Source organism: Polaromonas sp. P4_H1 (genome assembly GCF_056400945.1).
This window is the reverse complement of record NZ_JBFUKG010000016.1, coordinates 114821-137407: the sequence shown is the minus strand read 5'-3', so window position 1 is coordinate 137407 and position 22587 is coordinate 114821. Positions and strand designations below refer to the sequence as shown.

27 protein-coding genes are annotated in these 22587 nt (G+C 62.8%); 9 read left to right on the top strand and 18 right to left on the bottom strand.

All coding sequences use genetic code 11. The annotated features are described in order from the left end of the window. Window positions 1-410: 410 nt before the first annotated feature. From AC1DS5_RS19710 to AC1DS5_RS19685, 6 genes are all read right to left on the bottom strand, one after another. Window positions 411-725, bottom strand: a complete 315-nt coding sequence (locus AC1DS5_RS19710; protein ID WP_477719948.1) for a BON domain-containing protein — start codon at window positions 723-725, stop codon at window positions 411-413. Between the two features lie 197 nt (window positions 726-922). Further along, window positions 923-1381 carry a hypothetical protein gene (locus AC1DS5_RS19705; RefSeq protein ID WP_477719944.1) on the bottom strand — a complete coding sequence of 153 codons (459 nt, stop codon included), beginning with the start codon at window positions 1379-1381 and terminating at the stop codon, window positions 923-925. Between the two features lie 21 nt (window positions 1382-1402). After that, window positions 1403-1768, bottom strand: coding sequence for a hypothetical protein (locus AC1DS5_RS19700; RefSeq protein WP_477719943.1), 366 nt, complete (start codon window positions 1766-1768; stop codon window positions 1403-1405). Window positions 1769-1828: 60 nt separating this feature from the next. Then, a complete protein-coding gene (locus tag AC1DS5_RS19695; protein WP_477719942.1) occupies window positions 1829-2236 on the bottom strand; it encodes a glycine zipper domain-containing protein in 408 nt (135 codons plus the stop codon). A gap of 156 nt (window positions 2237-2392) precedes the next feature. Further along, window positions 2393-2557: a DUF1328 domain-containing protein gene (locus tag AC1DS5_RS19690; RefSeq protein WP_477719941.1), complete on the bottom strand. Its 165-nt coding sequence runs from the start codon at window positions 2555-2557 to the stop codon at window positions 2393-2395. Between the two features lie 197 nt (window positions 2558-2754). Continuing rightward, window positions 2755-4095 carry a sensor histidine kinase gene (locus AC1DS5_RS19685; RefSeq protein ID WP_477719940.1) on the bottom strand — a complete coding sequence of 447 codons (1341 nt, stop codon included), beginning with the start codon at window positions 4093-4095 and terminating at the stop codon, window positions 2755-2757. 139 nt (window positions 4096-4234) lie between these two features. Between AC1DS5_RS19685 and AC1DS5_RS19680 the strand changes: the two genes are divergently transcribed. Then, complete coding sequence (locus tag AC1DS5_RS19680; RefSeq protein ID WP_011481839.1) at window positions 4235-4867, top strand: response regulator; 633 nt, start codon at window positions 4235-4237, stop codon at window positions 4865-4867. 2 nt (window positions 4868-4869) lie between these two features. Here AC1DS5_RS19680 and AC1DS5_RS19675 read toward each other — a convergent pair whose 3' ends face one another. Next, the gene (locus AC1DS5_RS19675; RefSeq protein ID WP_477719939.1) at window positions 4870-5250 is read right to left on the bottom strand and encodes a response regulator; all 381 of its coding nucleotides are present in this window, start codon (window positions 5248-5250) and stop codon (window positions 4870-4872) included. 377 nt (window positions 5251-5627) lie between these two features. Here AC1DS5_RS19675 and AC1DS5_RS19670 point away from each other — a divergent pair, with 377 nt between their 5' ends. Then, on the top strand, window positions 5628-7640 hold the full coding sequence (locus AC1DS5_RS19670) for an AsmA family protein (protein WP_477719938.1): 2013 nt from the start codon (window positions 5628-5630) through the stop codon (window positions 7638-7640). A 47-nt stretch (window positions 7641-7687) separates the two neighbouring features. Here the strand turns inward: AC1DS5_RS19670 and AC1DS5_RS19665 are convergent, their stop codons facing one another. The 3 genes from AC1DS5_RS19665 to gpmA form a co-directional block, all read right to left on the bottom strand. Continuing rightward, window positions 7688-8467 (bottom strand): HesA/MoeB/ThiF family protein, encoded by a 780-nt coding sequence (locus AC1DS5_RS19665; RefSeq protein ID WP_477719937.1) that lies wholly within the window; start codon window positions 8465-8467, stop codon window positions 7688-7690. A 113-nt stretch (window positions 8468-8580) separates the two neighbouring features. After that, on the bottom strand, window positions 8581-10020 hold the full coding sequence (locus AC1DS5_RS19660; protein ID WP_477719936.1) for a S41 family peptidase: 1440 nt from the start codon (window positions 10018-10020) through the stop codon (window positions 8581-8583). Between the two features lie 173 nt (window positions 10021-10193). Next, on the bottom strand, window positions 10194-10937 hold the full coding sequence (gene gpmA / locus AC1DS5_RS19655) for a 2,3-diphosphoglycerate-dependent phosphoglycerate mutase (protein ID WP_477719935.1): 744 nt from the start codon (window positions 10935-10937) through the stop codon (window positions 10194-10196). A 125-nt stretch (window positions 10938-11062) separates the two neighbouring features. Here gpmA and AC1DS5_RS19650 point away from each other — a divergent pair, with 125 nt between their 5' ends. From AC1DS5_RS19650 to AC1DS5_RS19635, 4 genes are all read left to right on the top strand, one after another. Then, complete coding sequence (locus AC1DS5_RS19650; RefSeq protein WP_477719934.1) at window positions 11063-11473, top strand: rhodanese-like domain-containing protein; 411 nt, start codon at window positions 11063-11065, stop codon at window positions 11471-11473. 116 nt (window positions 11474-11589) lie between these two features. After that, window positions 11590-11856, top strand: coding sequence for a glutaredoxin 3 (gene grxC, locus AC1DS5_RS19645; RefSeq protein WP_477719933.1), 267 nt, complete (start codon window positions 11590-11592; stop codon window positions 11854-11856). Between the two features lie 170 nt (window positions 11857-12026). After that, window positions 12027-12488, top strand: a complete 462-nt coding sequence (gene secB / locus AC1DS5_RS19640) for a protein-export chaperone SecB (protein ID WP_477719932.1) — start codon at window positions 12027-12029, stop codon at window positions 12486-12488. 43 nt (window positions 12489-12531) lie between these two features. Next, window positions 12532-13620, top strand: coding sequence for an NAD(P)H-dependent glycerol-3-phosphate dehydrogenase (locus tag AC1DS5_RS19635; RefSeq protein WP_477719931.1), 1089 nt, complete (start codon window positions 12532-12534; stop codon window positions 13618-13620). A gap of 95 nt (window positions 13621-13715) precedes the next feature. Here the strand turns inward: AC1DS5_RS19635 and AC1DS5_RS19630 are convergent, their stop codons facing one another. Continuing rightward, window positions 13716-14048, bottom strand: coding sequence for a cupin domain-containing protein (locus tag AC1DS5_RS19630; protein WP_477719930.1), 333 nt, complete (start codon window positions 14046-14048; stop codon window positions 13716-13718). A gap of 375 nt (window positions 14049-14423) precedes the next feature. Here AC1DS5_RS19630 and AC1DS5_RS19625 point away from each other — a divergent pair, with 375 nt between their 5' ends. The 3 genes from AC1DS5_RS19625 to AC1DS5_RS19615 all read left to right on the top strand — a co-directional run bounded on the left by AC1DS5_RS19625 (window position 14424) and on the right by AC1DS5_RS19615 (window position 15677). Further along, window positions 14424-14726, top strand: coding sequence for an ElaB/YgaM/YqjD family protein (locus AC1DS5_RS19625; protein ID WP_477719929.1), 303 nt, complete (start codon window positions 14424-14426; stop codon window positions 14724-14726). An 83-nt stretch (window positions 14727-14809) separates the two neighbouring features. Further along, window positions 14810-15262: a phage holin family protein gene (locus tag AC1DS5_RS19620; protein ID WP_477719928.1), complete on the top strand. Its 453-nt coding sequence runs from the start codon at window positions 14810-14812 to the stop codon at window positions 15260-15262. A gap of 10 nt (window positions 15263-15272) precedes the next feature. Continuing rightward, window positions 15273-15677 carry a hypothetical protein gene (locus tag AC1DS5_RS19615; RefSeq protein WP_477719927.1) on the top strand — a complete coding sequence of 135 codons (405 nt, stop codon included), beginning with the start codon at window positions 15273-15275 and terminating at the stop codon, window positions 15675-15677. A gap of 82 nt (window positions 15678-15759) precedes the next feature. Here the strand turns inward: AC1DS5_RS19615 and panC are convergent, their stop codons facing one another. The 7 genes from panC to panD all read right to left on the bottom strand — a co-directional run bounded on the left by panC (window position 15760) and on the right by panD (window position 22509). Further along, window positions 15760-16608: a pantoate--beta-alanine ligase gene (panC, locus tag AC1DS5_RS19610; protein WP_477719926.1), complete on the bottom strand. Its 849-nt coding sequence runs from the start codon at window positions 16606-16608 to the stop codon at window positions 15760-15762. Between the two features lie 38 nt (window positions 16609-16646). Further along, window positions 16647-17540 (bottom strand): 3-methyl-2-oxobutanoate hydroxymethyltransferase, encoded by an 894-nt coding sequence (gene panB / locus AC1DS5_RS19605; protein WP_477719925.1) that lies wholly within the window; start codon window positions 17538-17540, stop codon window positions 16647-16649. Window positions 17541-17622: 82 nt separating this feature from the next. Beyond that, window positions 17623-18636 (bottom strand): biotin synthase BioB, encoded by a 1014-nt coding sequence (bioB, locus tag AC1DS5_RS19600; RefSeq protein ID WP_477719924.1) that lies wholly within the window; start codon window positions 18634-18636, stop codon window positions 17623-17625. A gap of 186 nt (window positions 18637-18822) precedes the next feature. Further along, window positions 18823-20040, bottom strand: coding sequence for an 8-amino-7-oxononanoate synthase (gene bioF / locus AC1DS5_RS19595; RefSeq protein WP_477719923.1), 1218 nt, complete (start codon window positions 20038-20040; stop codon window positions 18823-18825). Further along, window positions 20019-20717, bottom strand: coding sequence for a dethiobiotin synthase (gene bioD, locus AC1DS5_RS19590; protein WP_477719922.1), 699 nt, complete (start codon window positions 20715-20717; stop codon window positions 20019-20021). Before bioD ends, bioF begins: the two co-directional genes overlap by 22 nt. Beyond that, entirely contained in the window at window positions 20710-22038 is a 1329-nt protein-coding gene (locus tag AC1DS5_RS19585; protein WP_477719921.1) for an adenosylmethionine--8-amino-7-oxononanoate transaminase, read from the bottom strand. Before AC1DS5_RS19585 ends, bioD begins: the two co-directional genes overlap by 8 nt. 90 nt (window positions 22039-22128) lie before the next feature. Beyond that, window positions 22129-22509 carry an aspartate 1-decarboxylase gene (panD, locus tag AC1DS5_RS19580; RefSeq protein ID WP_477719920.1) on the bottom strand — a complete coding sequence of 127 codons (381 nt, stop codon included), beginning with the start codon at window positions 22507-22509 and terminating at the stop codon, window positions 22129-22131. Window positions 22510-22587 lie beyond the last annotated feature (78 nt).

Below are 22587 nucleotides of genomic sequence, written 5' to 3'. Positions count from 1 at the left end.
ACTCCGGACTCGTCAGAACGTTGAAGAATTCCACCGCCTGGGTCGATCTCGCCCGGCGTCCAATGCTGCTGCAACGTTGATGCAAGACGCTTTGGGCATTACGATCCATGGTGGCTGGCCTTTGGGAAGATGGTTTGGGTGCTTCGTAAACAACCATCCTATCGACCCTTTGGTCAGCCATCTCCCTTTGCTTTCAAGCACTTACGCACGTCGCCGAAGGCCAACCTGCCAAAGTAAGTGCCATTCGGGTTAACGGGGAAACGCTGCCGCATGACCTCCACCGGCCAGGCGCAGATGGAAGCAGGTGGAAGCAGGCGGAAAAAGCAGACGATGAAAACTCCACCGTCTGCCTTCGGTTGACCCTTTACAGTGCTCACCGCCTCCAGAAACCTGAAGGCGGCGGGTACCGGTCAGGGACGAACGACGATGTCGTTGCGAACGGCCTTGACGTTCTTCACGCCACGGGCAAGATCTTCAGCCTGGGCTTTTTCGGCGGTTGTTTTGGCAAAGCCGGACAGCTGAACCGTGCCATTGAGCGTTTCAACGCTGATGGACATGGCTGAGACGGTCTTGTCCCCCACGAACTTGGCCTTCACCGCGGTCGTGATGGCCGCATCGTCAATGTAGGCTCCGGCCGTCTCCTGGCCACGCCCAACGGCGCAGCCGCTGCCAATGACGGTGATGCCGGCCAGGGCCGCGAATGCAATTGCGCGAGCGTATTTCATATTATTTTCCTCTTCAGTTGTTGAATGAACCGGTGCTGAGTTAAAAAGCCTGCCGATCAGCCGCACCACGCCAATCGACCAGCGGTAATCATGGGGGTCTTCTGCGACCGTCTCTGGATTCGTCGGTCTGCACAGCGTCTTGGTGGCCATGGGCCCGAAAGCCCCAGGCCATCCCCGGCGGTGGTGAAAAGTCGAGCTTATTCATGATGGCTTTCCCGGGGTTCTGCGTCTTGCCCGGAGCCGGACAGCATGGACAGCAGGACACTTGAAAGCTGGGACGCCTTGAGGGTTGCCAGCAACACGCCACCCAGTGAAACCAGGCGCCAGGGACGCAGCACCACGGCGGCAGCGCCGATGCCTGCGGCGATGCCCAGGAGTTTGAAGGGTTGCTCCTGCGCAAATTTGCCAATCACCGGCCGGGCCAGATCAAAAGCGGCACTTCCGGGATGATGGCGCCACCAGGCCCGCATCGCCCCCTTGGCCACTGCCCACGTCCCCCTCGCACTTGCGCGGGTCTCATCGGTTTCATCGAACGGACGCTCGTTTCGCCCGTCTGAAGATTGTGAAGATTGGCCGTCGCGCGTCATGTGCCTGACGAGCGCCTGGCGGCTGGCCGCGAGGCGTTCTTGCGGTGTGGGGGCTGTGACGGTGGGCATGGCGGAAGGGTCTCAGGCGTCTCAGGCGACCATGCGCAACGCGCGCGCGTCGGTGTCGATCTGCGCCTTCAATTCGGGAAAGCGTTCGCTCTGGAGTGGTTTTTTGGCGCGGACGATGGCAATGAGCAGCAATACCAGCACGAAGCCAGGCACGGCAACCAGCACCCAATGGAAGTGGTTCTGCATCAACCCCAGCATCAACGCCACGCCCGCCAGTCCCAGAAAAACCGCGGCCAACAGCACTGCCAGCACCCAGTTCACAGCCCGGACCAGCAACTCGGAGCCGGCGCTGGAGGCTTCCTGGTGAAACAGCGCGGCATACGCCGAGACATGATCCACGATGAGGTCAGGCCTTTGGATCAGGGTTGAAAAAAGTGGGTGCAGCATGATGGTGGTGTGGGTTGGTAAGCGCTGGCGTCACGCAGTAGTGACCTCAATGACGCCTTTTCAATAGCGCCGTTCGTTCCGATGGCGTGAAGAGGAAATCAGCAGGGCCACAGCTGCACCGACTGCCGCAGCAATGAGGATAGAACGCATCGGTTGCTCGGATACATACCGCGTCGTGACACCTGCAGCGCGGGAGAACGATTGCTGGGCACGCTCTTTGGCCTCGGACGCCAGGTCCAGGCTCTGACGGGCCAGCCTTTGAGCCTTGGATGCGAGCATGTCCACAACGGGGTCCACGCTACCGCGCAATTCGCGCACCTTGTTTTCTGCCTTGTCCAGCGCATCGTTCGCATGTTCCCTTGTCGACTCCACAGCCTTGACGGCATTGGCCAGCAGCTCATCGGAGGCCTGGCGCACGCCGGGCATGGTGTCGCGGCCAGTGGGGGAAGAGGGGGTATTGGGGGTCATTTCAGGTCCTTCATGAGTTGAGATTTCGGAGGTTGGGGGAAAGGGCGGCATGCAAGTGGGGTCCGTGAAGAGGGGAGAATTCGCGTCCTGATTTACGCGGTAACGGAACCGGCACAGGTGCCGGGACAGGTACCGCCACAGGGCGCGTCGTTAGTGCTAGTTCTTCCTGATCAGGCCGATCACAAAGCTCACCACAGCCATGATGGCGAAGATGAAAAAGAGAATCTTGGCAATCTCAACGGCACCTGCCGCGATACCGCCGAAGCCAAAGATGGCGGCGATCAGCGCGATCACCAAAAAAACAACGGAATAGTGCAGCATCTCAATCTCCTTGCGTAGCTGGGTTGGGCAGTGTTTCGTTGTCGAAACTTTGAAACGCCCTGCAGCAAGGTTAAAGAGGATGGTGGTTTTTCCTCATCGGCTGTGAACGGGTACCCCTGTCAGTTCCAAGGGGGAGGCACTGTAGGAGGGGGCTGACAGTTTGTTACTGTTGGGCGCGATGCGCACGGCCCCCGGGGTCAGAACGTCTTGGGCAGCACGGCAGAAATTCGCGCGCCACTTCCCTCGGCGCTGGTGACCGTCAGGCGACCGCCGGCGGCCTCCACGCGATGGCGCATGCCCGCCAGGCCGTGGCTGGTGGGCCCCACGTTTTCCACCCGGAAACCTTTGCCGTTGTCCTTGACCTCCACGGAGATGTACCTGTCGAAATTGTGAAGGCTGATCTCGGCCTGGCTGGCCGCGGCATATTTGGCAATGTTGGTCAGCGACTCCTGCACCAGCCGGTACACCGTCAGCTGGGCCGAGCCGCCAAGTTCCACTGGCTCCAGGTCGGTGGTGATGGACAGGCCGGATCGCTCCTCGAATTCCCGCGCCAGAATCTCCAGGGAGGCCACCAGACCCAGATGGGACAGCGAGGAGGGCCGCAAATCTTCAACAATGCGGCGCTTCAGGGCAATACCGCTGTTCAGCGTGCTGGTCAGGTGCTCCAGGCGTTCTGCTGCTTCCGGCAGGTTGCCCGCCAGTCGTGACCGCAGCCTGGCGACATCCAGCTTGGCGGCTGTCAGAAGCGCCCCCAGTTCGTCGTGCAGCTCCCGAGCCAGGTGGCCCCGCTCATCCTCACGCACATTCTGCAAATGGGTGGCCAGTTCTGCCAGGGTGGCCGTGCGCTCCCGTACCTGCGTCTCCAGCAGGTCACGCTCACGCTGCAGGGATTCCTGTTCGCGCCGGCCTGATGCGAGCAGGGCCTTGGTTTGCAGCAGGTACATGTAAAAAGCCAGCAGCCCCGCCAGCGCCATGGCGGCCACGCCGATGCGCGACAGCTGCAGTGTTTTCTTGATTTGGACCTGGCCCAGTTCCATCTTGCGGATGCTGCTGGCGGCCAGTTTGGACGATTGCGCACGAATCGCCTCCATGTGCTCCTTGCCGACATCCGTGGTCAGGACAAATTTCCAGGCATCTTCATTGCCTTCCTTGCGCATGCGCACGCTCAGGTCCATCTCGGCCAGTTTGCGCGCAATATGCCGGGACATGACGCCGAATTCCGTGAGTTCGTTCTGGTAGGGGATGAACAGCTGACGCAGAACATCCAGGTTCTGGCTGATATCGGCCGTGGCGCTGTTGTAGGGCTCCAGATAGCGCGGGTCGCCCGTCAGCAGGTAGCCTCGTGAGCCGGTTTCTGCATCCAGCATGCGCTGCAGCAATTGGTTGATGGCTTCACGGGTTTGCTGCGCCTCCTCGATGCTGGCCGCCGCCGCCGTGGATTCGTGAAAACTCGCCTCATTGATGAAAATGAGGATGGCGGCGGCCAGCACTGCCAGGGGCAGGCTGATGGCCATTTTCGGGATTGAGAATTTTTTCACGGCTGGCTCCGTTGGATACTTCGGGGAATAATTCGTCAATAATGGGTACTAAGGCCAATGCGGATGTCCGGCCCGGCCATCTTTTTCATTGCGTTGATTGCGTTGCCTGCTCGCGCGGGCTTTATGGAAAGACAGCGACATGATTAAAATTGGAATTGTTGATGACCATGCCATTGTGCGTTCGGGACTCAAGCAGTTTTTCTCGGACCAGGTGGATCTGCGTGTCGTCGGTGAGGCCGCCAGCGGCCGCGAGGCGATTGACCTGGTTCGCAATGTCGAGCTGGACATCTTGGTCATGGATTTGTCCATGCCGGGCCAGAGCGGCATCGATGCGCTGGCCATGATCCGCGCCAAAGCCCCCGACGTTGGCATTCTGATCCTGAGCGGCTACCCCGAGGAGCACTACGCGGTCAACCTGATTCGCCAGGGAGCCAGTGGCTACCTCAACAAGGAATGCGATCCGTCGGAAATTGTGGATGCCATCCGCGTCATTTCGCTTGGCAAGCGCTACATCACGCCGGCGGTGGCAGAACTGCTGGCGCAACAATTGAACCGGCCCCACGACGTCGCCTCCCACGAGCAACTGTCGGAACGGGAATTTCAGGTGTTTCTGAAATTGGCCAAGGGGGAAACGGCCGGCGATATTGCAAAGGCGCTTTCGCTGAGCGTGAAAACCGTCAGCACCTACAGAACCCGCGTGATGGAAAAAATGAGTCTGGCGTCGAACAGCGATCTCACCTACTACGCGCTCAAGAACAAGTTGATTGACTGACTTCAAACGGTACTGCCGCTCTGCTGGAGGCAATAGTCCACCAGCGCGTCAATTTCGTTGGACTTGTCAAACACCGCGTCGACGCCCAACTGCGCACACCGGTGCCGGATGTCGGTCGTGGCGTAATTGCTGAGCACCACCACTTTCTGTCCCGGCTGGCGATTGCGGCAAGCTGCCAGCACACCCAAGCCACTCCCCTGCTTCAAAAACAAATCGACGATGGCCAGGTCCCATTGGTCACTGTTGTCAACGAGCCAGGCTTTCCCTTCATTTTCGGTTTCTGCGGTTCCCACAGCACGGACGCAGGCGAGTTCTTCAAGGGTGCCGATCAGGTTTTCCCGAATAGTGGGGTTGTCTTCGACGATGTAGGTTTTCAGTCTCACTGATCAGGTCCAGGTGGGGCGACACGGTTCGCGGAAAATTGACGAAGCCCTCAAGAGTGTGAACACGCCGTGTTTCCTAATGTATCGTTGCCTCGGAGGCCATTCTGCCAGTGACTCTGTTCAGCACATGTAGGATGTTTCCTACTTCCCCGCTTTTCGTTATCTTTTAGAGACTGTAGGTACCCACCCACAGCTTTTCATCGCACTGGCCGACTGTCTGGGCCGGCTTGCTCATCGATAGTGAAGGCTCTGCCCTGAAGATGCGCATGAAGCCTTTCCGACGCCAACTCCAGGCCAATTGCGCGGTTCCGCATCGATGCCGTGTTGGCCAATGCGGGGACAGGGTGTTTGGGCGGGCCTGAAACCCACCGGGATACATGACCAAATCGTTGCTTCACTCCGCCGTTTTTCGCAGATCGCTTGCGGGCCTTGCGGCCCTGTTCGTTGCTCTGGTACTGGTGGTGCTTTTCTTTCCGTGGGATGTTTTGCGCGGGCCGATCAATCGTCATGTATCGGACCAGCTGGGGCGCCGCTTCGAGATTACCCAGCATCTCGCTGTTCGTCTGGGACGAGCCGCCACCGTCAGGGCCGATGGCGTGGAAGTCGCCAACCCTGAATGGGCCAGTGAGCCCTACTTGCTCAAGGCCAGCGTTGCCGAATTTGACATCAAGCTGTGGCCGCTGCTGTTTGGCAAGGTCGAACTGCCCCGGATTGCACTGACCGAGCCGCAAATCGGCCTGCAGATCGAACCGGACGGCCGGCGCACCTGGGCGCTTTCGCGCGACACGTCCGATGAAAGCGCCGTGCCTGTCATCGGGTCCTTGCTGGTTGACCGGGGCACGCTGAAATACCGCGCTGCGGCGCAGGGCGCCGACATAGCTGCCACATTTTCCCTCTCTCCGGAGTCGGCCGGGCAGCTCCCCTTGAGCTATAACGCTGCCGGCAAATGGAAAAATGAGGTCTTTAGCGCCAGTGGCCGCACAGGCGGCGTGCTGCAGTTGCGCGAGAAAGCGCAAGCGCCTTTCCCCATCGAGATCAATGTCCTGGCCGGAAAAACCGGCCTGAAAGCCCAAGGCTCGATTGTCAACCTCGCGGACTTTGGAGGCATGGACGTCACATTCGATCTGCAGGGCCGCAATCTCGAAGAGTTGTATAAATTGGCGGGTGTCGTGCTGCCTTCCACGCCGCCCTACAAGGTGCGCGGCAAGCTGGCCAAGCATGGCAAGGTCTGGACTGCCAGCCGGATTCAGGGTGTATTGGGCAACTCTGACCTCAGCGGTGCTCTCAGTTTTGACCAGTCTGCAGCGGTGCCCGTTTTGACCGGCAACCTACAGTCAAAACTGCTGGACTTTGAGGATCTGGGGCCAATGATTGGGGCAACGCCTGCTGCCAGCAAAGCGGCCGAAGCCAAAGCCAAAGCCAAAGCAGAAACCAAAGCGGAAGCCGGCGCAGAGCAGCCGGGCCGGACCACAGCGTCTTCACGCAAGGTATTGCCCGCGACCATCCTGAGCCTGGCCAGACTTCAGGCCATGAATGCCGACGTGACCTACTCGGCGGCGAATATCCGGCATGTACAGGCGCTCCCGCTGGACAAGGGCGGCGCCCACATCAAATTGAATGCGGGCGTCTTGCAGTTGAGTCCTTTTTCGCTGGGCGTGGCCGGTGGGTCGCTCGCCGGAAGCCTCAAGGTTGATTCCAACATCGCGCCTGCGGCGTTCACTGCCCGGCTGGATGTGCGTGCGGTGCAGTTGAATCAGCTGTTTCCCAAAGTGGAGACAACCAGGAGCAGTTTTGGAAAGATCAGCGGACAGTTCAACTTCCAGGGTCGAGGGGCCTCTGTGGCGCAAGTCCTCGGGTCCGCATCGGGGGATGTCGCCGTTCTCATGGGCAAAGGACAGATCAGCAACATACTGCTCGAATTCCTGGGGCTCGATGGCGGGGAGGTCATCAAGTTCCTGGTGCGCGGCGATCGCAATGTGCAATTGCGCTGCGCTGCGGCCGCCTTTGACGTGAACCAGGGCTTGATGACCAGCCGGGCCATCGTGCTGGATACGACCGACACGGTGATCAATGGCCGCGGCCGGGTGAGCCTGGCCGATGAAACGCTGGACATCATCCTGGAACCGGCGCCCAAGGACCGCAGCATTCTGAGCCTCAGGTCGCCGCTGCGGATTGGTGGGACCTTTGCATCACCGTCGGCCGGGCCGGACAAGGGTGCGCTGGCCGGTCGCGCCGGCATCGCCCTGGTGCTGGGCGCCATCAACCCGCTGCTCGCGCTGGCTGCCACGATTGAAACAGGCCCCGGTCAGGATGCCGATTGCAGCGAGGTTCTGGCACAGGCCGCCAAGCCCAATGGGGGCTCCAGACCTGCTGCGACGGCCACCCGGTGAGTGGAGGGTGACCCTGGGCGCAGGGACCGGTTATCGAGGCCCCCGGCTCAATCAGTGGTAGTGGGCGCAGGCGTGGGAGCGGAGGCACCACAGACTGTGCAGGCGATGTTTCGCGCCAGTTTCATTTCGCTCCACTCCATGGTTCGGCCATCCAGCATCAGCAGCCGCCCGGTCAGTGGCTGCCCGACGCCGCAGAGCAGCTTCAAGGCTTCGGCGGCCTGCACGGTGCCTACGATGCCGACCAGGGGTGCAAACACACCCATGGTGGCGCAGCGGGTTTCCTCGAATAGATCCGACTCCGGAAACACGCAGGCATAGCAGGGTGACTGCGCGCTCCGCGGGTCATAGACCGACACCTGCCCGTCAAAGCGTATAGCCGCGCCGGAGACCAGAGGCTTGCTGTGCCTGACACACGCACGGTTGATGGCATGGCGGGTGGCAAAGTTGTCGGTGCAGTCGAGAACCAGGTCAGCCTCCCGGACCAGTTCGTCAAGCAGCGCGCCCTCGGCCCGCTGCGTGACCGGGATGACCTGGACATCCGGGTTGATGGCTGCCACGGACTGCACCACGGACTCCGCCTTGAACGTACCAATGCGGGCCAGGTTGTGGGCAATCTGCCGCTGCAGGTTGGTGGCATCCACGCGGTCATGGTCGACCACGGTGATGTGGCCCACGCCGGCACTGCCGAGGTACAGGGCCACCGGAGAACCCAGTCCGCCCGCGCCCACAATCAGCACGCGTGCGGACAGCAGCTTTTCCTGGCCCTCAATACCCAGTTCGTCGAGCAGGATGTGCCGGGAATAGCGGAGCAGCTGTTCGTCGTTCATGGGGGAGGGGGCATAAGCCGGTCCGTACCCGCGTCGGCGCAGGGCAGCGCACGGGTAGATCCGATCAGGTGGAGTGGAGCACGCGACCTGATCGTTACCGGCCTACAGGCGGCCTAGTTTTCTTTCTTCTCGTTTTTGGGCTCGACCACCGCCGTCTTGCTGACCAGTACCGGCCGGCCCTTGAGCTGATTGATGGCCTGTGCCAGCTGGAAGTCCTTGTCGCTGCCCAGTTCAGGCGGGCGGCGCTGCTCTGGCGTCTTCTTGGCTTCTTCTTCCAGTCGCTTCAAGGCTTCCTCGCGGGCTTTTTCCCGGCTGGCGTCCTTGACTTCGGAGCCCTGGCCGCTGTTGAGGTGCTTCTCCAGGTCAGCTTCGCGTGTGCGCAGCGCGGCAAACGGGCTGCCTTCGGCGGTGTCGTCCACCAGCACGTCGGGAACGATGCCGCGCGCCTGGATGGACTTGCCGCTGGGGGTGTAGTAACGGGCCGTGGTGAGCTTGATGCCGGTGTCGGGGCCCAGCGGGCGCACGGTCTGGACCGAGCCCTTGCCGAAGGTCTGGTTACCCATGATGGTGGCGCGTTTGTAATCCTGGAGGGCGCCCGCCACAATCTCGCTGGCGGAAGCAGAACCCTCATTGACGAGCACCACCAGCGGCACCTTCTTGATGGCTGCGGGGAGGCGCTTCAGGGGATCAGCCCCGCTGCGGCGCTGGTAAAACTCCGGGGCCGCCTTGTAGGTGAACTTGCTTTCCGCCAGCTGGCCGTTGGTGGACACCACCGTGACGTTCTCTGGCAGGAAGGCGGCCGACACCGCAACAGCTGCATCCAGCAAGCCACCGGGGTCGTTGCGCAGGTCCAGCACCAAGCCTTTGAGGTTGGGCTCCTGCTTGTAAATCTGTTCCAGCTTGGTCACAAAATCGTCCACCGTACGTTCCTGGAACTGGCTCAGCCGGATCCAGGCGTAGCCGGGCTCAATGACCTTGCTGCGCACTGACTGGGTACGGATTTCCTCGCGCGTGATGGTGACGGGGAATGTCCGGTTTTCATCCTTGCGGAAAATGGTCAGCAGCACCTTGGTCTTGGGCTCGCCGCGCATTTTCTTGACCGCGTCGTTGAGTGACAGGCCCTTCACGGCCGTGTCATCGATCCGGGTGATCAGGTCGTTGGGTTTGAGGCCCGCGCGATCGGCGGGTGAGCCTTCAATCGGGGAAACCACCTTGACCAGACCGTCTTCCTGGCTGATCTCGATGCCGACACCCACAAAGCGCCCCGAGGTGCCCTCGCGAAACTCCTTGTACGACTTTTTGTCGAAATAAACGGAGTGCGGATCCAGGCTGGCCACCATGCCCGAAATGGCGTCGGTGATGAGCTTTTTCTCGTCAACCGGCTCCACATAATCGGTTTTGACCATGCCAAACACGGCCGCCAGCTGTTGTAGCTCTTCCAGTGGCAAAGGGGAGAGGCCACCGCGTGCAACGGCCTGCAGTTGCACCGTGGTGAGGGCGCCTGCGACCGCGCCAATTGAAATCCAGCCTGCGATTTTGAGCTTCTGACCCATAAAACTACCTTAATAAGCCTTGAGGAACCCTTGCTCCTGCGTACCAGAAGCAATATACACCTTGGAGAAAAGCCCCATTCAGCAGTTCCATGTTGCGCAGTCGCCAAGCTGGCAAAAACGGCAAAAATGTGCGGTTTTTGCCAGCTTTTACCGGACTTTTACATGAAGTCTGATCAGCCCTTGCCTTGCGCTGCCACGGCCGCAGCAGCTTTGGCTACCGCTTCGCTGTCGCCCAGGTAGTAGTGGCGCAGCGGCTTGAGCTGGTCGTCCAGCTCATAAACCAGCGGAATGCCATTGGGGATGTTGAGCCCGACGATGTCGTTGTCCGAGATGTTGTCCAGGTACTTCACCAGCGCGCGTATCGAGTTGCCGTGAGCCGCCACCACAACGCGTTTGCCGGCCTTGATGGCAGGCGCCATGGATTCATTCCAGAAGGGCAATACCCGCGCCACGGTGTCTTTCAGGCACTCCGTCAGCGGCACCTGCTCGGGCGGCAATTTGGCATAACGGGGGTCGCCGCGTTCGCTGCGCTCGTCTTCGGCATCCAGCGGCGGGGGCGGGGTGTCGTAGCTGCGGCGCCAGATCAGCACCTGCTCTTCGCCATATTTTTTGGCGGTCTCGGCCTTGTTCAGCCCCTGCAGCGCACCGTAATGCCGCTCGTTCAGGCGCCAGCTGTTCACGACCGGCAGCCAGGTCCGGTCCATCTCGTCCAGCACATGCCAGAGGGTGCGGGTTGCACGCTTGAGCACGCTGGTATAGGCCACGTCAAACTCATAGCCCTCGCTTTTGAGCAGTTTTCCGGCGTCCTTGGCTTGCGTGATGCCTGTTTCCGTCAGGTCGACATCAGTCCAGCCGGTAAACCGGTTTTCAAGGTTCCAGGTGGATTCGCCATGGCGGATGAGCACGAGTTTGTACATGGTGTGGCAGTAGGGGGTGGGTGAGGAGGGGAGACGTAAACAGGGGCAAAAGAGCGGTTGGCAGGCAATTGCCGGCCTCCATTCTAAAATCACTGGTTTGGTGAAAAACACACAAAGGGTAGCAAGTGAAATTTCTGATCGATAACTGGATGCTGATTTCGGTAGCACTCGCCTCGGGCGGCATGCTGGTTTGGCCCATGATTTCGGGTGCCATGAATGCCGGCGCGCTGAGCGCCAGTGGCGCCGTGCAACTGATCAACCGTGAAAAAGCGGTGGTGGTGGATGTGAGCGAGGCGGACGAGTTTGCGGCCGGTCATGTTGGCGGCGCCAAAAACGTGCCTTTCAGCGAACTGGAGAGCAAGCTGCCCGGCGTCGTGAAAAACAAGGCCCTGCCGCTGATCCTGGTGTGCTCCAGCGGTGCGCGTGCTGGCCGTGCCGTCGCCGTTGCCAAAAAGCTCGGGTACGAGCAGGCTCAATCCCTGGGTGGCGGGCTCAAAGCCTGGAAAGACGCTAACCTTCCGCTCGAGAAAGCCTGAACCGGCTCATTGCCCCGCCGCCGCCGGAGAGGGCCGTGGTCGGGTTTTGACCCAGGTTTCCACCCATTTCCCATGGCTGCGCCTTGCGAGCGCGGTCCGCACGACCCAGAGAACCCATGCAACCCGTCAAGATCTACACCACGGCCACCTGCCCCTATTGCATTCACGCCAAACAGCTGCTCAAACAACGTGGCGTGGCCGAACTCGATGAGATTCGTGTGGACATGCTGCCTGGCGAGCGCCAGAAAATGATGGACATCACCGGCCGGCGTACGGTGCCGCAGATCTTCATTGGCGACACCCATGTCGGCGGTTGTGACGAGCTGGTGGCCCTCGACGGACGGGGTGGCCTGATGCCGTTGCTCAACGGCGGCGGCGTTTGACGTTTGAGCCGGTCGGTCGAGCCCCAGAAAAATCCGCCCCCTCGGGGGGCAGCGAGGACACGCAAGTGCCGAGCGTGGGGCTTTATTTCTTCCTGAGATAATGCCCCGTTGTCTGCCCCCTGCGGGCAGGTCCCCATCTTCCGATTTATCCAAGCACCCGAAAGAGCACCATGGCAGAAGCCAACCTTGATCCCGTATTCCAGATCCAGCGCGTTTACCTGAAGGACGTGTCGCTGGAGCAGCCCAATTCGCCTGAAATTCTGCTGAACCAGGAGCAGCCTGGCGTCGACATCCAGCTGGGCGTGGATGCCAAGCCGGTGGCTGATGGCTTGTTTGAAGTCACCGTGACCGCCACCGTGCACACCAAGATTGCCGACAAGACGGTCTTTCTGGTCGAGGCCAAGCAGGCGGGTATTTTTGAAATCCGCAACATGCACACCGACCAGCTCGGCGCCATCCTGGGCATTGCCTGCCCGCAAATTGTTTACCCCTACCTGCGCAGCAACGTGGCCGACGTGATCCAGCGCGGCGGCTTTCCGCCCGTGCACATGGCTGAAATCAATTTCCAGGCCATGTACGAGCAGCAGCAGGCCGAGGCCGCCGCGCCGTCCGCACCCCAAATCATCGTTTGAGGGCCGGCTGAACCGCCGCCCGCCCTTTTCCGCTCATCCGGACATGAAAATAGTCGTCATCGGCGCTGGCGCATGGGGTACGGCAATGGCCGTCAATGCGGCAGGCGCTGTGGAAGCGGCGGGTTCCGGCGCGCCCCGGCATCAGGTCACGCTATGGGCGCGCGACGCGGCGCTGGTCCAGGCCATGCAGGCTGAACGCGCCAACACTCGCTACCTGCCCGGCGTCACCCTGCCCGGCAACCTGCTGCTGCAAGGCGGTGGGGATGCATCGTTGGCCGAGGCCGTCAGCGGGCAGGACCTGATCATCCTGGCCACGCCGGTTTCCGCGGCGCGCGGCATGCTGCAAAGGCTGCAACAGGTCAGCGTGCCGGTGGTCTGGCTGAGCAAGGGTTTTGAGGCGCCGGTGGCCGTGGAGTCCCGGTCTGCCGCCTCCCCAGCCTCCTCTTCATCCTCTTCTTCAATTTCACCGTTTGGCCTGTTGGTCCATGAAATACGGGCGCAGATAGCCGTCAATTTGAGAGCGGGCGTGCTCAGCGGCCCGAGTTTCGCGCTCGAGGTGGCGCGCGGCCAGCCGACCGCGCTGGTCGCGGCCAGCGAGCATGCCGAGGTGCGCGATGCACTGGTTGCCGCGTTTCATGGCGCCTCGCTGCGCATTTACGCCAGTGACGATATCGTGGGTGTGGAGGTCGGCGGCGCTGTCAAGAATGTGCTGGCCATCGCCACTGGCCTGTGTGACGGCTTGCAGCTGGGGCTGAACGCCCGGGCGGCTTTGATCACGCGCGGGCTCGCCGAAATGACGCGGCTGGGCGTGGCCCTGGGCGCCCGTGCCGAAACCTTTACCGGCCTCTCAGGCCTGGGCGACCTGGTGCTGACGGCCACGGGCGATCTCAGCCGCAACCGCAAGGTGGGGCTGCTGCTGGCGCAGGGTAAAACGCTGACCGAAGCGGTCAAGTCGCTGGGCCATGTGGCCGAGGGGGTTTACTGTGCCCGCACCGTGGTGCAGCGCGCCGCAGGCCTGGGCGTCGACATGCCGATTGCGCAAGGCGTGGTGGCGCTGCTGGATGGCAAGCTTCGGCCGGCTGAAGCGGTCGCCGCCCTGATGGGGCGCGGACCGACGACCGAGCTGGCCTGAGCCCACCCCTGATCCGTTATTGAGTCGGTTGCAATAACGCCCGCTTTGGTCGAGCGCGGGCTGCCGTACGGTTGCCGCCCGCGATGCGCCCTGTCTTATTTGTTGCGCAAAACCAGGGTTCCCAGCAGCGACGCGTCCCGCACGGCCGTCAAGCCGTGCTCTACACCGCCCGCCAGCCAGAGCAGCTGGCCCGCCTTCATGGTCTGGGTTTTCCCACCCGCCGTGAACTTGACCTCGCCTTCCAGGCACTGCAGCGTGATTTCACCCTGGACGTGGTGCGAAGGCACGGTCTTGCCGGCGGGCACGACCAGCCACATGACTTCAAGGCCCTCGCTCTTGAACAGTGCGATGGTTTGCGCTTCCGGGAGATTTTCGGCGAGGGGACGAACGTCAATGAGCTGCCCCGACTGGGCGTGCGGAATGGCCATGATGGAACTCCTGAAAAGTGCTGCTGATGCCGGGAATACTTATACCTGAACGGCAGAAGCAGTTGACGGCCACCCGAGTGGCTTGCTCGGGTTTGGCGCGCTATTTTTCAAGGACAACAGGTCACTAGCCCAATCAGTATGGGGACAAATCGCTATCAAAAACAGAGCGGATGTCGGTGTGAACCGGGCGCTCCGGCGGTTTGTGTGGCAGGCCGCTTTTTGACCTGGCCACCAATCCCGGGTAACCTGACCCACTCCGGCAGACGGGTTCCGAACCGATTCATGGGCTGCGTCCTTTTGTCCTTTTGGATTGGGCTAAACTGAAAACCGTTCACGCTGCGCCTGATTTTCACCAACAACACCTGGGAGCATTCCATGGAGAACACCAACAAAGACAAGCTGATCACCGACATGAAAGTGGTACTCGCTGACGTGGAGGACCTGCTCAAGTCAGCGGCTGCGACCACCGGCGAAACCGCCGTGGCCCTGCGTGAGAAAGCGGCCGGCAAGCTCAGGCTGGCCACCGAAAAACTGACCGGGCTGCAGGAAGCGGCGCTGCTCAAGAGCAAAGAGGCGGCCAAGCTCACCGACGACTATGTCCATGCCCACCCCTGGAGGGCCGTTGGTATCGCCGCTGCGGCCGGGTTTTTGATCGGCTTGCTGGTCAACCGCAAGTAAGCACCGCTGCCGTCTGATGAGTCAACCCGCCAGCCAGCCGGTTCATGGCAAGCTGCTGCAGCTCTTGAACGACTGACGCCACCATGAACACTCCCCGGCCCAAGCCCCAAAGCGCAGACGCCCTCGATGTGGACCAGCCGCCGCGCCTCTTCGCGTCGCTGCGCCAGCTGCTCATCACGATGCTGCGCATGGCGCATACGCGCATGGCTTTGGCGGGTGTGGAACTGGAAGAAGAGCTGCAGCGGCTGATCGGTTTGTTGTTGAGCATGCTGGGCCTGCTGGTTTTTGGCCTGGTCGGCGTGCTGATGTTCACGCTGATGGTGGTGCTGGCCGTTGACGCGGCGCAGCGTGTGGCGGTGCTGGCGTTCTTTGCGGCGAGCTACCTCGGCTTCGGCGGCTGGTTCTGGTGGCGCATCCAGCGTGCGCTGGCGACGCGCCCGCCTTTTTTGCAGGCAACACTGGCTGAAATGGCGCAAGACCGTGAGGCCTTGGAAGCTGCCCTGGCACCCAGCGCGCAGCGCGAAGCTGCACCATGAGGGTTACGCCATGAACGACGCAGCCACCAACGCTACCACCCAACGGGAACTGAGAAAGCAGCTGTTGCTGATGCGCGCCGCGACGGAGCGCGCCGAGATGGTCGGCGCTGTAGACGCAGCACGGCAGAGGGCGACTTTTTTCAAAATCGGCGGTGTGCCAGGCTTGGCCCTGGCCAAAGGCCTGCCTCTGGCACTGGGGCTGCTTAAGCGCGCACCCCTGGTCAGCTCGCTGCTGACGCTGGCGCTGTCAGGCGCACGCCGGCCCTTGCTGCCTTTGCTGCGATATGGGCTGTTGGGTGCGGGCTCGGCCCTGCTGGCGTGGAAGGGCTACCAATGGCTCGCTGGCCGGCTTGGGCAGCCTGCGGAGCCGTCCCCGGAACAGCCTGCTGACTCCGACGATAGCCCGCAGGATTAGGCGCTTGATAAGAGCGGGTGCTGCGACGAAGCTACTTGCCGGATATCGATACGCCGCCACTCCGTTGCTGGTTTCGGCCCGCTCAGATTTCCAGGTTGTCAATCAGCCGGGTGTTGCCCAGTTTGGCCGCGCCCAATACCACCAGCGGCTCTGAAGCCAGCAGCCCCTGCGGTGGCAGCAGGTCGGTGCGGCGGCGCACGGTCAGGTAGTCGGGTTTCCAGCCGCGGCGTGCCAGCGCCTGCATGGCCTGGGCTTCCAGCGCGGGCAGGTCGGGCGTTGGCGTGGCCCGGGCGGCATCGCCGAGCGCTTTCAGGGCCTTGAAGAGTTGCGCGGCTTCAGTGCGCTCGTCGGGGCTCAGGTAGCCGTTGCGCGATGACAGCGCCAGCCCGTCTGCGGCACGCTGGGTTTCACCGGCCAGAATCTCGATCGGCAGGGCAAACTGCTGCACCATGCGGCGCACCACCAGCACCTGCTGGTAGTCTTTTTTGCCGAAAGCGGCAACGCCCGAGGGCATGCCGGCATAGACGCACGAAAAGAGCTTGAGCACCACCGTGCTGACGCCGATGAAGAAGCCGGGGCGAAAGTGCCCTTCGAGGATGTCGCTCAGGTCCGTGGCGGGGTGTATCTTGTAGGTTTGCGGCTCGGGGTACAGCTCTTTCTCGCGCGGTGCAAACAGCACATCGCAGCCCGCGGCTTCCAGGCGCTGGGCATCGGTGTCCAGCGTGCGCGGGTAGCTGTCGAAATCCTCATGTGGCGCAAACTGCAGGCGATTCACAAAAATGCTGGACACCGTCACGTCGCCCAGCGGCTTGGCCTGCCTGACCAGCGCGATATGGCCGTCATGCAGGTTGCCCATGGTGGGCACAAAGGCCGGGCGTTGGAAGGGCCCGAGTTTTTCGCGCAGTTCGGCGATGGTGTGAACGATGTGCATGAGGTCTCCTCGGCTGCTTGTTTTTGACGGAACCTGAATTACCACGCGTGGGTGGCGTTGACCGGGAAGCTGCCGTCTTTCACGGCGTGGACAAAGGCTTCCATGGCGCCGCGCACGCTGGGTGCCCCGTCCATGAAGTTGCGTACAAATTTGGGCATCTTGCCCAGGTTCATGCCCAGCATGTCATGCAGCACCAGCACCTGGCCCGACGTGCCGTTGCCCGCACCAATCCCGATGGTGGGGCAGTGCGTCAGTGTCTGGGTGAGCGCGGCTGACAAAGCCGCAGGCACCATCTCCAGCACCAGCATGGCGGCCCCGGCATCCTGTAGCTCATGGGCCTCGCGCTTGAGCGTGGCGGCGGCCTCATCGGTCTTGCCCTGCACGCGGTAACCGCCCAGTGCATGCACGGTTTGCGGTGTCAGGCCCAGGTGGGCGCAGACGGGAATGCCGCGCTCGACCAGAAAGCGCACGGTATCGGCCGTCCAGCCGCCGCCTTCGAGCTTCACCATGTGCGCGCCGGCCTGCATCAGCACCACGGCGCTGCGCAGGGCCTGCTCTTTCGACTCGTGGTACGTGCCAAAGGGCAGGTCACCGATCAGCCAGGCCGTGGCGTGCGAGCGGCGCAGGCCGTTGGCCACGCACTCGGTGTGGTGGCGCATGGTTTCCAGCGTCACGCCCACGGTGCTCGTCAGGCCCTGGCAGACCATGCCTAGCGAGTCGCCGACCAGGATGCATTCCACGCCGGCCGCGTCGGCCACGGCCGCGAAGGTTGCGTCGTAGGCGGTCAGCATGGTGATTTTTTCGCCTTGCGCATGCATTTCGCGCAGGCGCGGCAGGCTCAGCGGCTTGCGCGCCGAGGGCGTGGCGGCGGGCGGCAGCGTGCCATAAGGCGTGGCCGGGGGCGAGGCAGAAACGTTCTTCGCTGGGGTCATGGTTCAGTCCAAAGTTAGCGAGAGTCTAACGAGCTTGCCCGTGCTTTTTCACTACCGTTTTAGAGGGGCCTGACCAGCCCGCTCAGCGAACATCCGGCGCCGAGCGGCTCATGCCCAGGCGTTCGAGCAGCTTCACGTCGGCCTCGGTGTCGGGGTTGCCGGTGGTCAGCAGCTTGTCGCCGTAGAAGATTGAATTGGCGCCGGCCAGGAAACACAGCGCCTGCACGCCGTCCCCCATTTGCTGCCGGCCCGCCGACAGGCGCACGCGCGCCGTGGGCATGGTGATGCGGGCCACGGCAATGGTGCGCACAAATTCAAACGGATCCAGGTCCGCCTGGTTCGCCAGCGGCGTGCCTTCAACCTTCACCAGGTTGTTGATGGGGACCGATTCGGGGTAGGGCGTGAGGTTGGCCAGTTCGGCCACCAGGCCGGCGCGCTGGCGGCGGGTTTCGCCCATGCCCACAATGCCGCCGCAGCAGACTTTCACGCCGGCGCTGCGCACGCGTGCCAGTGTGTCCAGCCGGTCCTGGTAGTCGCGCGTGGTGATGATGTCGCCGTAAAAATCGGGCGCGCTGTCGAGGTTGTGGTTGTAGTAGTCGAGGCCCGCGCTTTGCAGTGTCTGCGCGTGGCCGTCTTCCAGCATGCCCAGCGTGGCGCAGGTCTCCAGGCCCAGGGCCTTGACGGTGCGCACCAGCTCGGCCACTTTTTCAATGTCGCGGTCCTTGGGCGAACGCCAGGCCGCACCCATGCAGAAACGCGTGGCGCCGGCGGCCTGTGCACGCTGGGCGGCAGCCAGCACTTCGGCGGGTTCCATCAGCTTGCTGGCTTCCACGCCGGTGTCATAGCGAGCGGCCTGCGGGCAGTAGCCGCAGTCTTCGGCGCAGCCGCCGGTTTTCACCGAGAGCAGCGTGGCGAATTCAACCCGTGTGGGGTCGAAGTTCTCGCGGTGCACCGTTTGCGCGCGGTGCATCAGTTCAGGAAACGGCAGGTTGAATAGTGCTTCAATCTCGTCAACGCTCCAGCGGCCGTGTTCCCTTGGCTGGACGGCGGGGCGGGGCGGGTGGAAGGCGAGAGGTTGGGTCAAGACAGAGGACATGAACGTGGGGCTCCTGAATGGATGAAAGTGCTGAAAGTGTTCACTGAGGCACTGTCATGAAGGTGATGCAGCGTGTCTGAGCGCGTCTGTTTGTTCGGGTGCATGAGCAAACGCGCTGTGCAGGGCGACTGGGGGTCGTCATCTTTCACGGCTGATTTTACCCAGCCCTGACGCCCGCCGGATTTCTCACGTGGCGCCAGGCCTGGCCAGCTCTGTCAGGGCCTGCACCAGCCGGTCAATGTCGGCCTCGGTGTGTGCGGCCGACAGGGCAATGCGCAAACGGGCCGTGCCCTCGGCCACGGTGGGCGGGCGGATGGCGGGCACCCACAGGCCGCGTGTGCGCAGGCCTTCCATCACGGCCAGCGCCGCGTCGTTGGGGCCAATCACCACGGGCTGAATCGCGGTGGGTGACTCGCCGAGCAGCCATGAGCTGCCTTGCAGGCCTTGAGCCAGGCCGCTCCTCAAGCGGGCAATGAGGCGCTGCAGGTGCTCGCGCCGCCACTCGTCCTGCTCAATCAGTTGCAGGCTGGTTTGCAAGGCGGTGGCCAGCAAGGCAGGGGCGGCGGTGGCAAAAATGTAACTGCGGGTTTTTTGCAGCAGCCATTCAACCAGTGCCTCACTGCCCGCCACAAACGCCCCGGCCACGCCCGCGGCCTTGCCCAGCGTGGCCATGTAGAGCACGCGCGGTGAAGCATTCTCACCAGACAGGCCAACGTGGGCCAGGCAACCCCGCCCCTGCGGGCCCAGCACGCCAAAACCGTGTGCGTCGTCGAGCAGCAGCAGGGCGTCATGGCGCTCGCACAGTGCCAGCAGCGCGTGCACATCGGCCACATCGCCGTCCATGCTGAACACGGCGTCACTGATGACGAGCTTGCGCCGCGCCGGGCTGCTGATGAGTTCCTGCTCCAGTGCGGCCAGGTCGGCATGCGGGTAGCGGTGAATCTGTGCGCTTGACAGCCTTGCGCCGTCAATCAGGCAGGCGTGGTTCAGCGCGTCTGAAAAAATCGCATCGCCCTTGCCCACCAGCGCGGGCACGATGCCGATGTTGGTGGCATAACCGGCGTAAAAGTACAGGGCGCGCGGCTGGCCGACAAAACGGGCCAGTGCCGCTTCCAGCGCCTCGTTGGCGGCGCTGTGGCCGCTCACCAGTGGCGAGGCCGCCGCACCCACGCCAAAAGCGCGGGCACCATCGCAGGCGGCTTGCACCAGCGCGGGGTGGCTGGCCAGGCCCAGGTAATCGTTGCTGCAAAACGCCAGCATGCGCTGCCCGTCAACCTGCAGGTGGGCGCCATCTTCAGGCACGACGACGCGACGCCGGCGGCGCAAATGCGTGCGGTCCAGCTCGGCAATGCGCGCCGGAAATTCATCGAGCCAGGAATTCGTCAGTGGGGTGTTGATTGCCATGCCAGGGGAAGTTTCAGGTTCAGGGTTGTGGGATCGGGCTGCGACTGGTACGCAATGCTGGCCAGCAGCGGTGCGGCCAGCTGGTGCTGTAAAAAGGCGATGTTGTCGTCTTGCGCGAGCATGTTGGGGTCGATGTGGTTGGCCACCCAGCCCGCCAGCGTGAGGCCGCGCGCGCGAATGGCGGCGGCCGTCAGCAGCGCGTGGTTGAGGCAGCCCAGGCGCAGGCCCACCACCAGCACCACCGGCAAGCCCAGCGCCTGCGCCAGATCGGCGCCGGTTTCCGTATCCGACAGCGGCACCATGAAGCCGCCCGCGCCTTCCACCACCACGGCGTCGGCCAGTTGCAGTAATTGGCGGTGGCAGGCCACGATATGGGCGATGGCGATGCGAACGCCGGCGCGCGTGGCGGCAATGTGCGGCGACACCGCGTCGGGCAGCAGCACGGGGTTGTCCAGCTCGGGGGGTACGCGGCAGCTGGAGGCGGCGCGCAGGGCCTGCACGTCGTCGTTGACTTGCAGGCCGTCCATCAAGGTGGTGCCTGCTGCCACCGGCTTCATGCCGACCACGCGCGGGTAGTGCGCGGCCAGCGCATGCAGCAGCGCCGCACTGACCAGGGTCTTGCCCACGCCGGTATCGGTGCCGGTCACGAAAAAGGAAATTTTCGGACGCTCAGCCATGCGCAGCTTCTTCGGCCAGCGTGGCCTGCAGGGCCGCCAGCGCGCCGCGTGCCAGAAAACCGGAGCTTTCCTCGTCCATCACATAGGGCGGCATGGCGTAAATCGTGTTGCCAATCGGCCGCAGCAGCACACCCTGCGCCAGCGCGTGCTGGTAGTAGCGGCGCGAAAAGCCGGGCAGCGCACCGGCTACGTCCCAGGCCCAGATCATGCCGAGCTGCCTGGCGTTCTGGACACGCGGATGGGCGGTCAATGGCGCGAAGGCTGCGGTCAGATTGCTCGCCACCACGACATTGCCGGCCAGCACATCGTTTTGTTCGAACAGCTCCAGGGTGGCCAGGGCGGCGCGGCAGGCCAGCGGGTTGCCGGTGTAGGAGTGCGAATGCAGAAAGCCGCGCGCCACGTCGTCGTCGTAAAAGGCCTGGTAGACCGTGTCGGTGGTCAGCACGGCCGACAGCGGCAGGGTACCGCCGGTCAGGCCTTTGGACACACAGATGAAGTCGGGCCGGATGCCAGCCTGCTGGTGGGCAAACATCGTGCCGGTGCGGCCAAAGCCGGTGGCTATTTCGTCCACCACCAGGTGCACCTCGTAGCGGTCGCACAGCGTGCGCACCCCGCGCAGGTAGCTGGCGTCGTGCATGGCCATGCCGGCGGCGCACTGCACCAGCGGCTCCACGATGAGGGCCGCGGTCTCCGCGTGGTGCTGATCGAGCCAGGCCTGCAGCGCGCCAACAGCACGGTCTGCCACGTCCGCAGCGCTTTCGCCTGGATGGGCCGTACGGGCATCGGGGCTGGGCACGGTAGCGGCCAGTCGCACCAGCGGCGCGTAGGCCTCGCGGAAAATGGCGATGTCGGTCACGGCCAGCGCGCCCACGGTTTCGCCGTGGTAGCCGCCGGCCAGTCCCACAAAGCGGCATTTGCCGGGGCGGCCGGTGTTGCGCCAGTAATGCGCGCTCATCTTCAGCGCGATCTCGGTGGCCGAGGCGCCGTCGCTGCCGTAAAAGGCATGACCCAGGCCGGTCAGCTGCGCCAGCTTCTCAGACAGCGCCACCACGGGCTCGTGGGTAAAGCCGGCCAGCATGACGTGATCGAGCCGGCCGAGCTGGTCAATCAGCGCCGCCCGGATGTGGGGGTGGTTATGGCCAAACAGGTTGACCCACCAGGAGCTGATGCCGTCGAGGTAGCGGTGGCCTTCAAAGTCGTGGAGCCACACGCCTTCGGCCCTGGAAACCGGAATCAGCGGTTGCGATTCGTGCAGCTTCATTTGCGTGCAGGGGTGCCACACATGCCGCAGGCTGCGCTGGACCATCGAGGTGTTGTCCATGGATGCTCCGGTTTAAAAGACGGTGGAGGCCAGCGCTTGTGCAGGCGGGCAGGGCGGCACGCGGGGATGCGTGACGGGCGATGCGTGGATTCAGGACATCTGAACCGGAATGGTCGAGCGCTCTTCCTTGATTCGGTTGTCGGGGTCGACAAACACCAGCTTGGGCTGGAAGCCGGCGACATACTCTTCGTGCACCTGCGCAAAGGCTGCAATGATGACGAGATCGCCCACGGCGGCCCGGCGGGCCGCGGAGCCATTGACCGAGATGATGCGGCTACCGCGCTCGGCCCGGATGGCGTAGGTGATGAAGCGCTCGCCGTTGTTGATGTTCCAGATATGCACCTGCTCGTTCTCGCCCAGGTTGGCAGCGTCCAGCAGGTCTTCGTCAATCGCGCACGAGCCTTCGTAGTTCAGTTCGCAGTGGGTGACGCTGGCGCGGTGGATTTTGGATTTGAGCAGGGTGCGAAACATGATGGGCTGGCAATAAAGAAGTGACGATTAATCTGGGGCAATCGGATAACAAGCGTGCAAACAGCGAGACAATAAAGC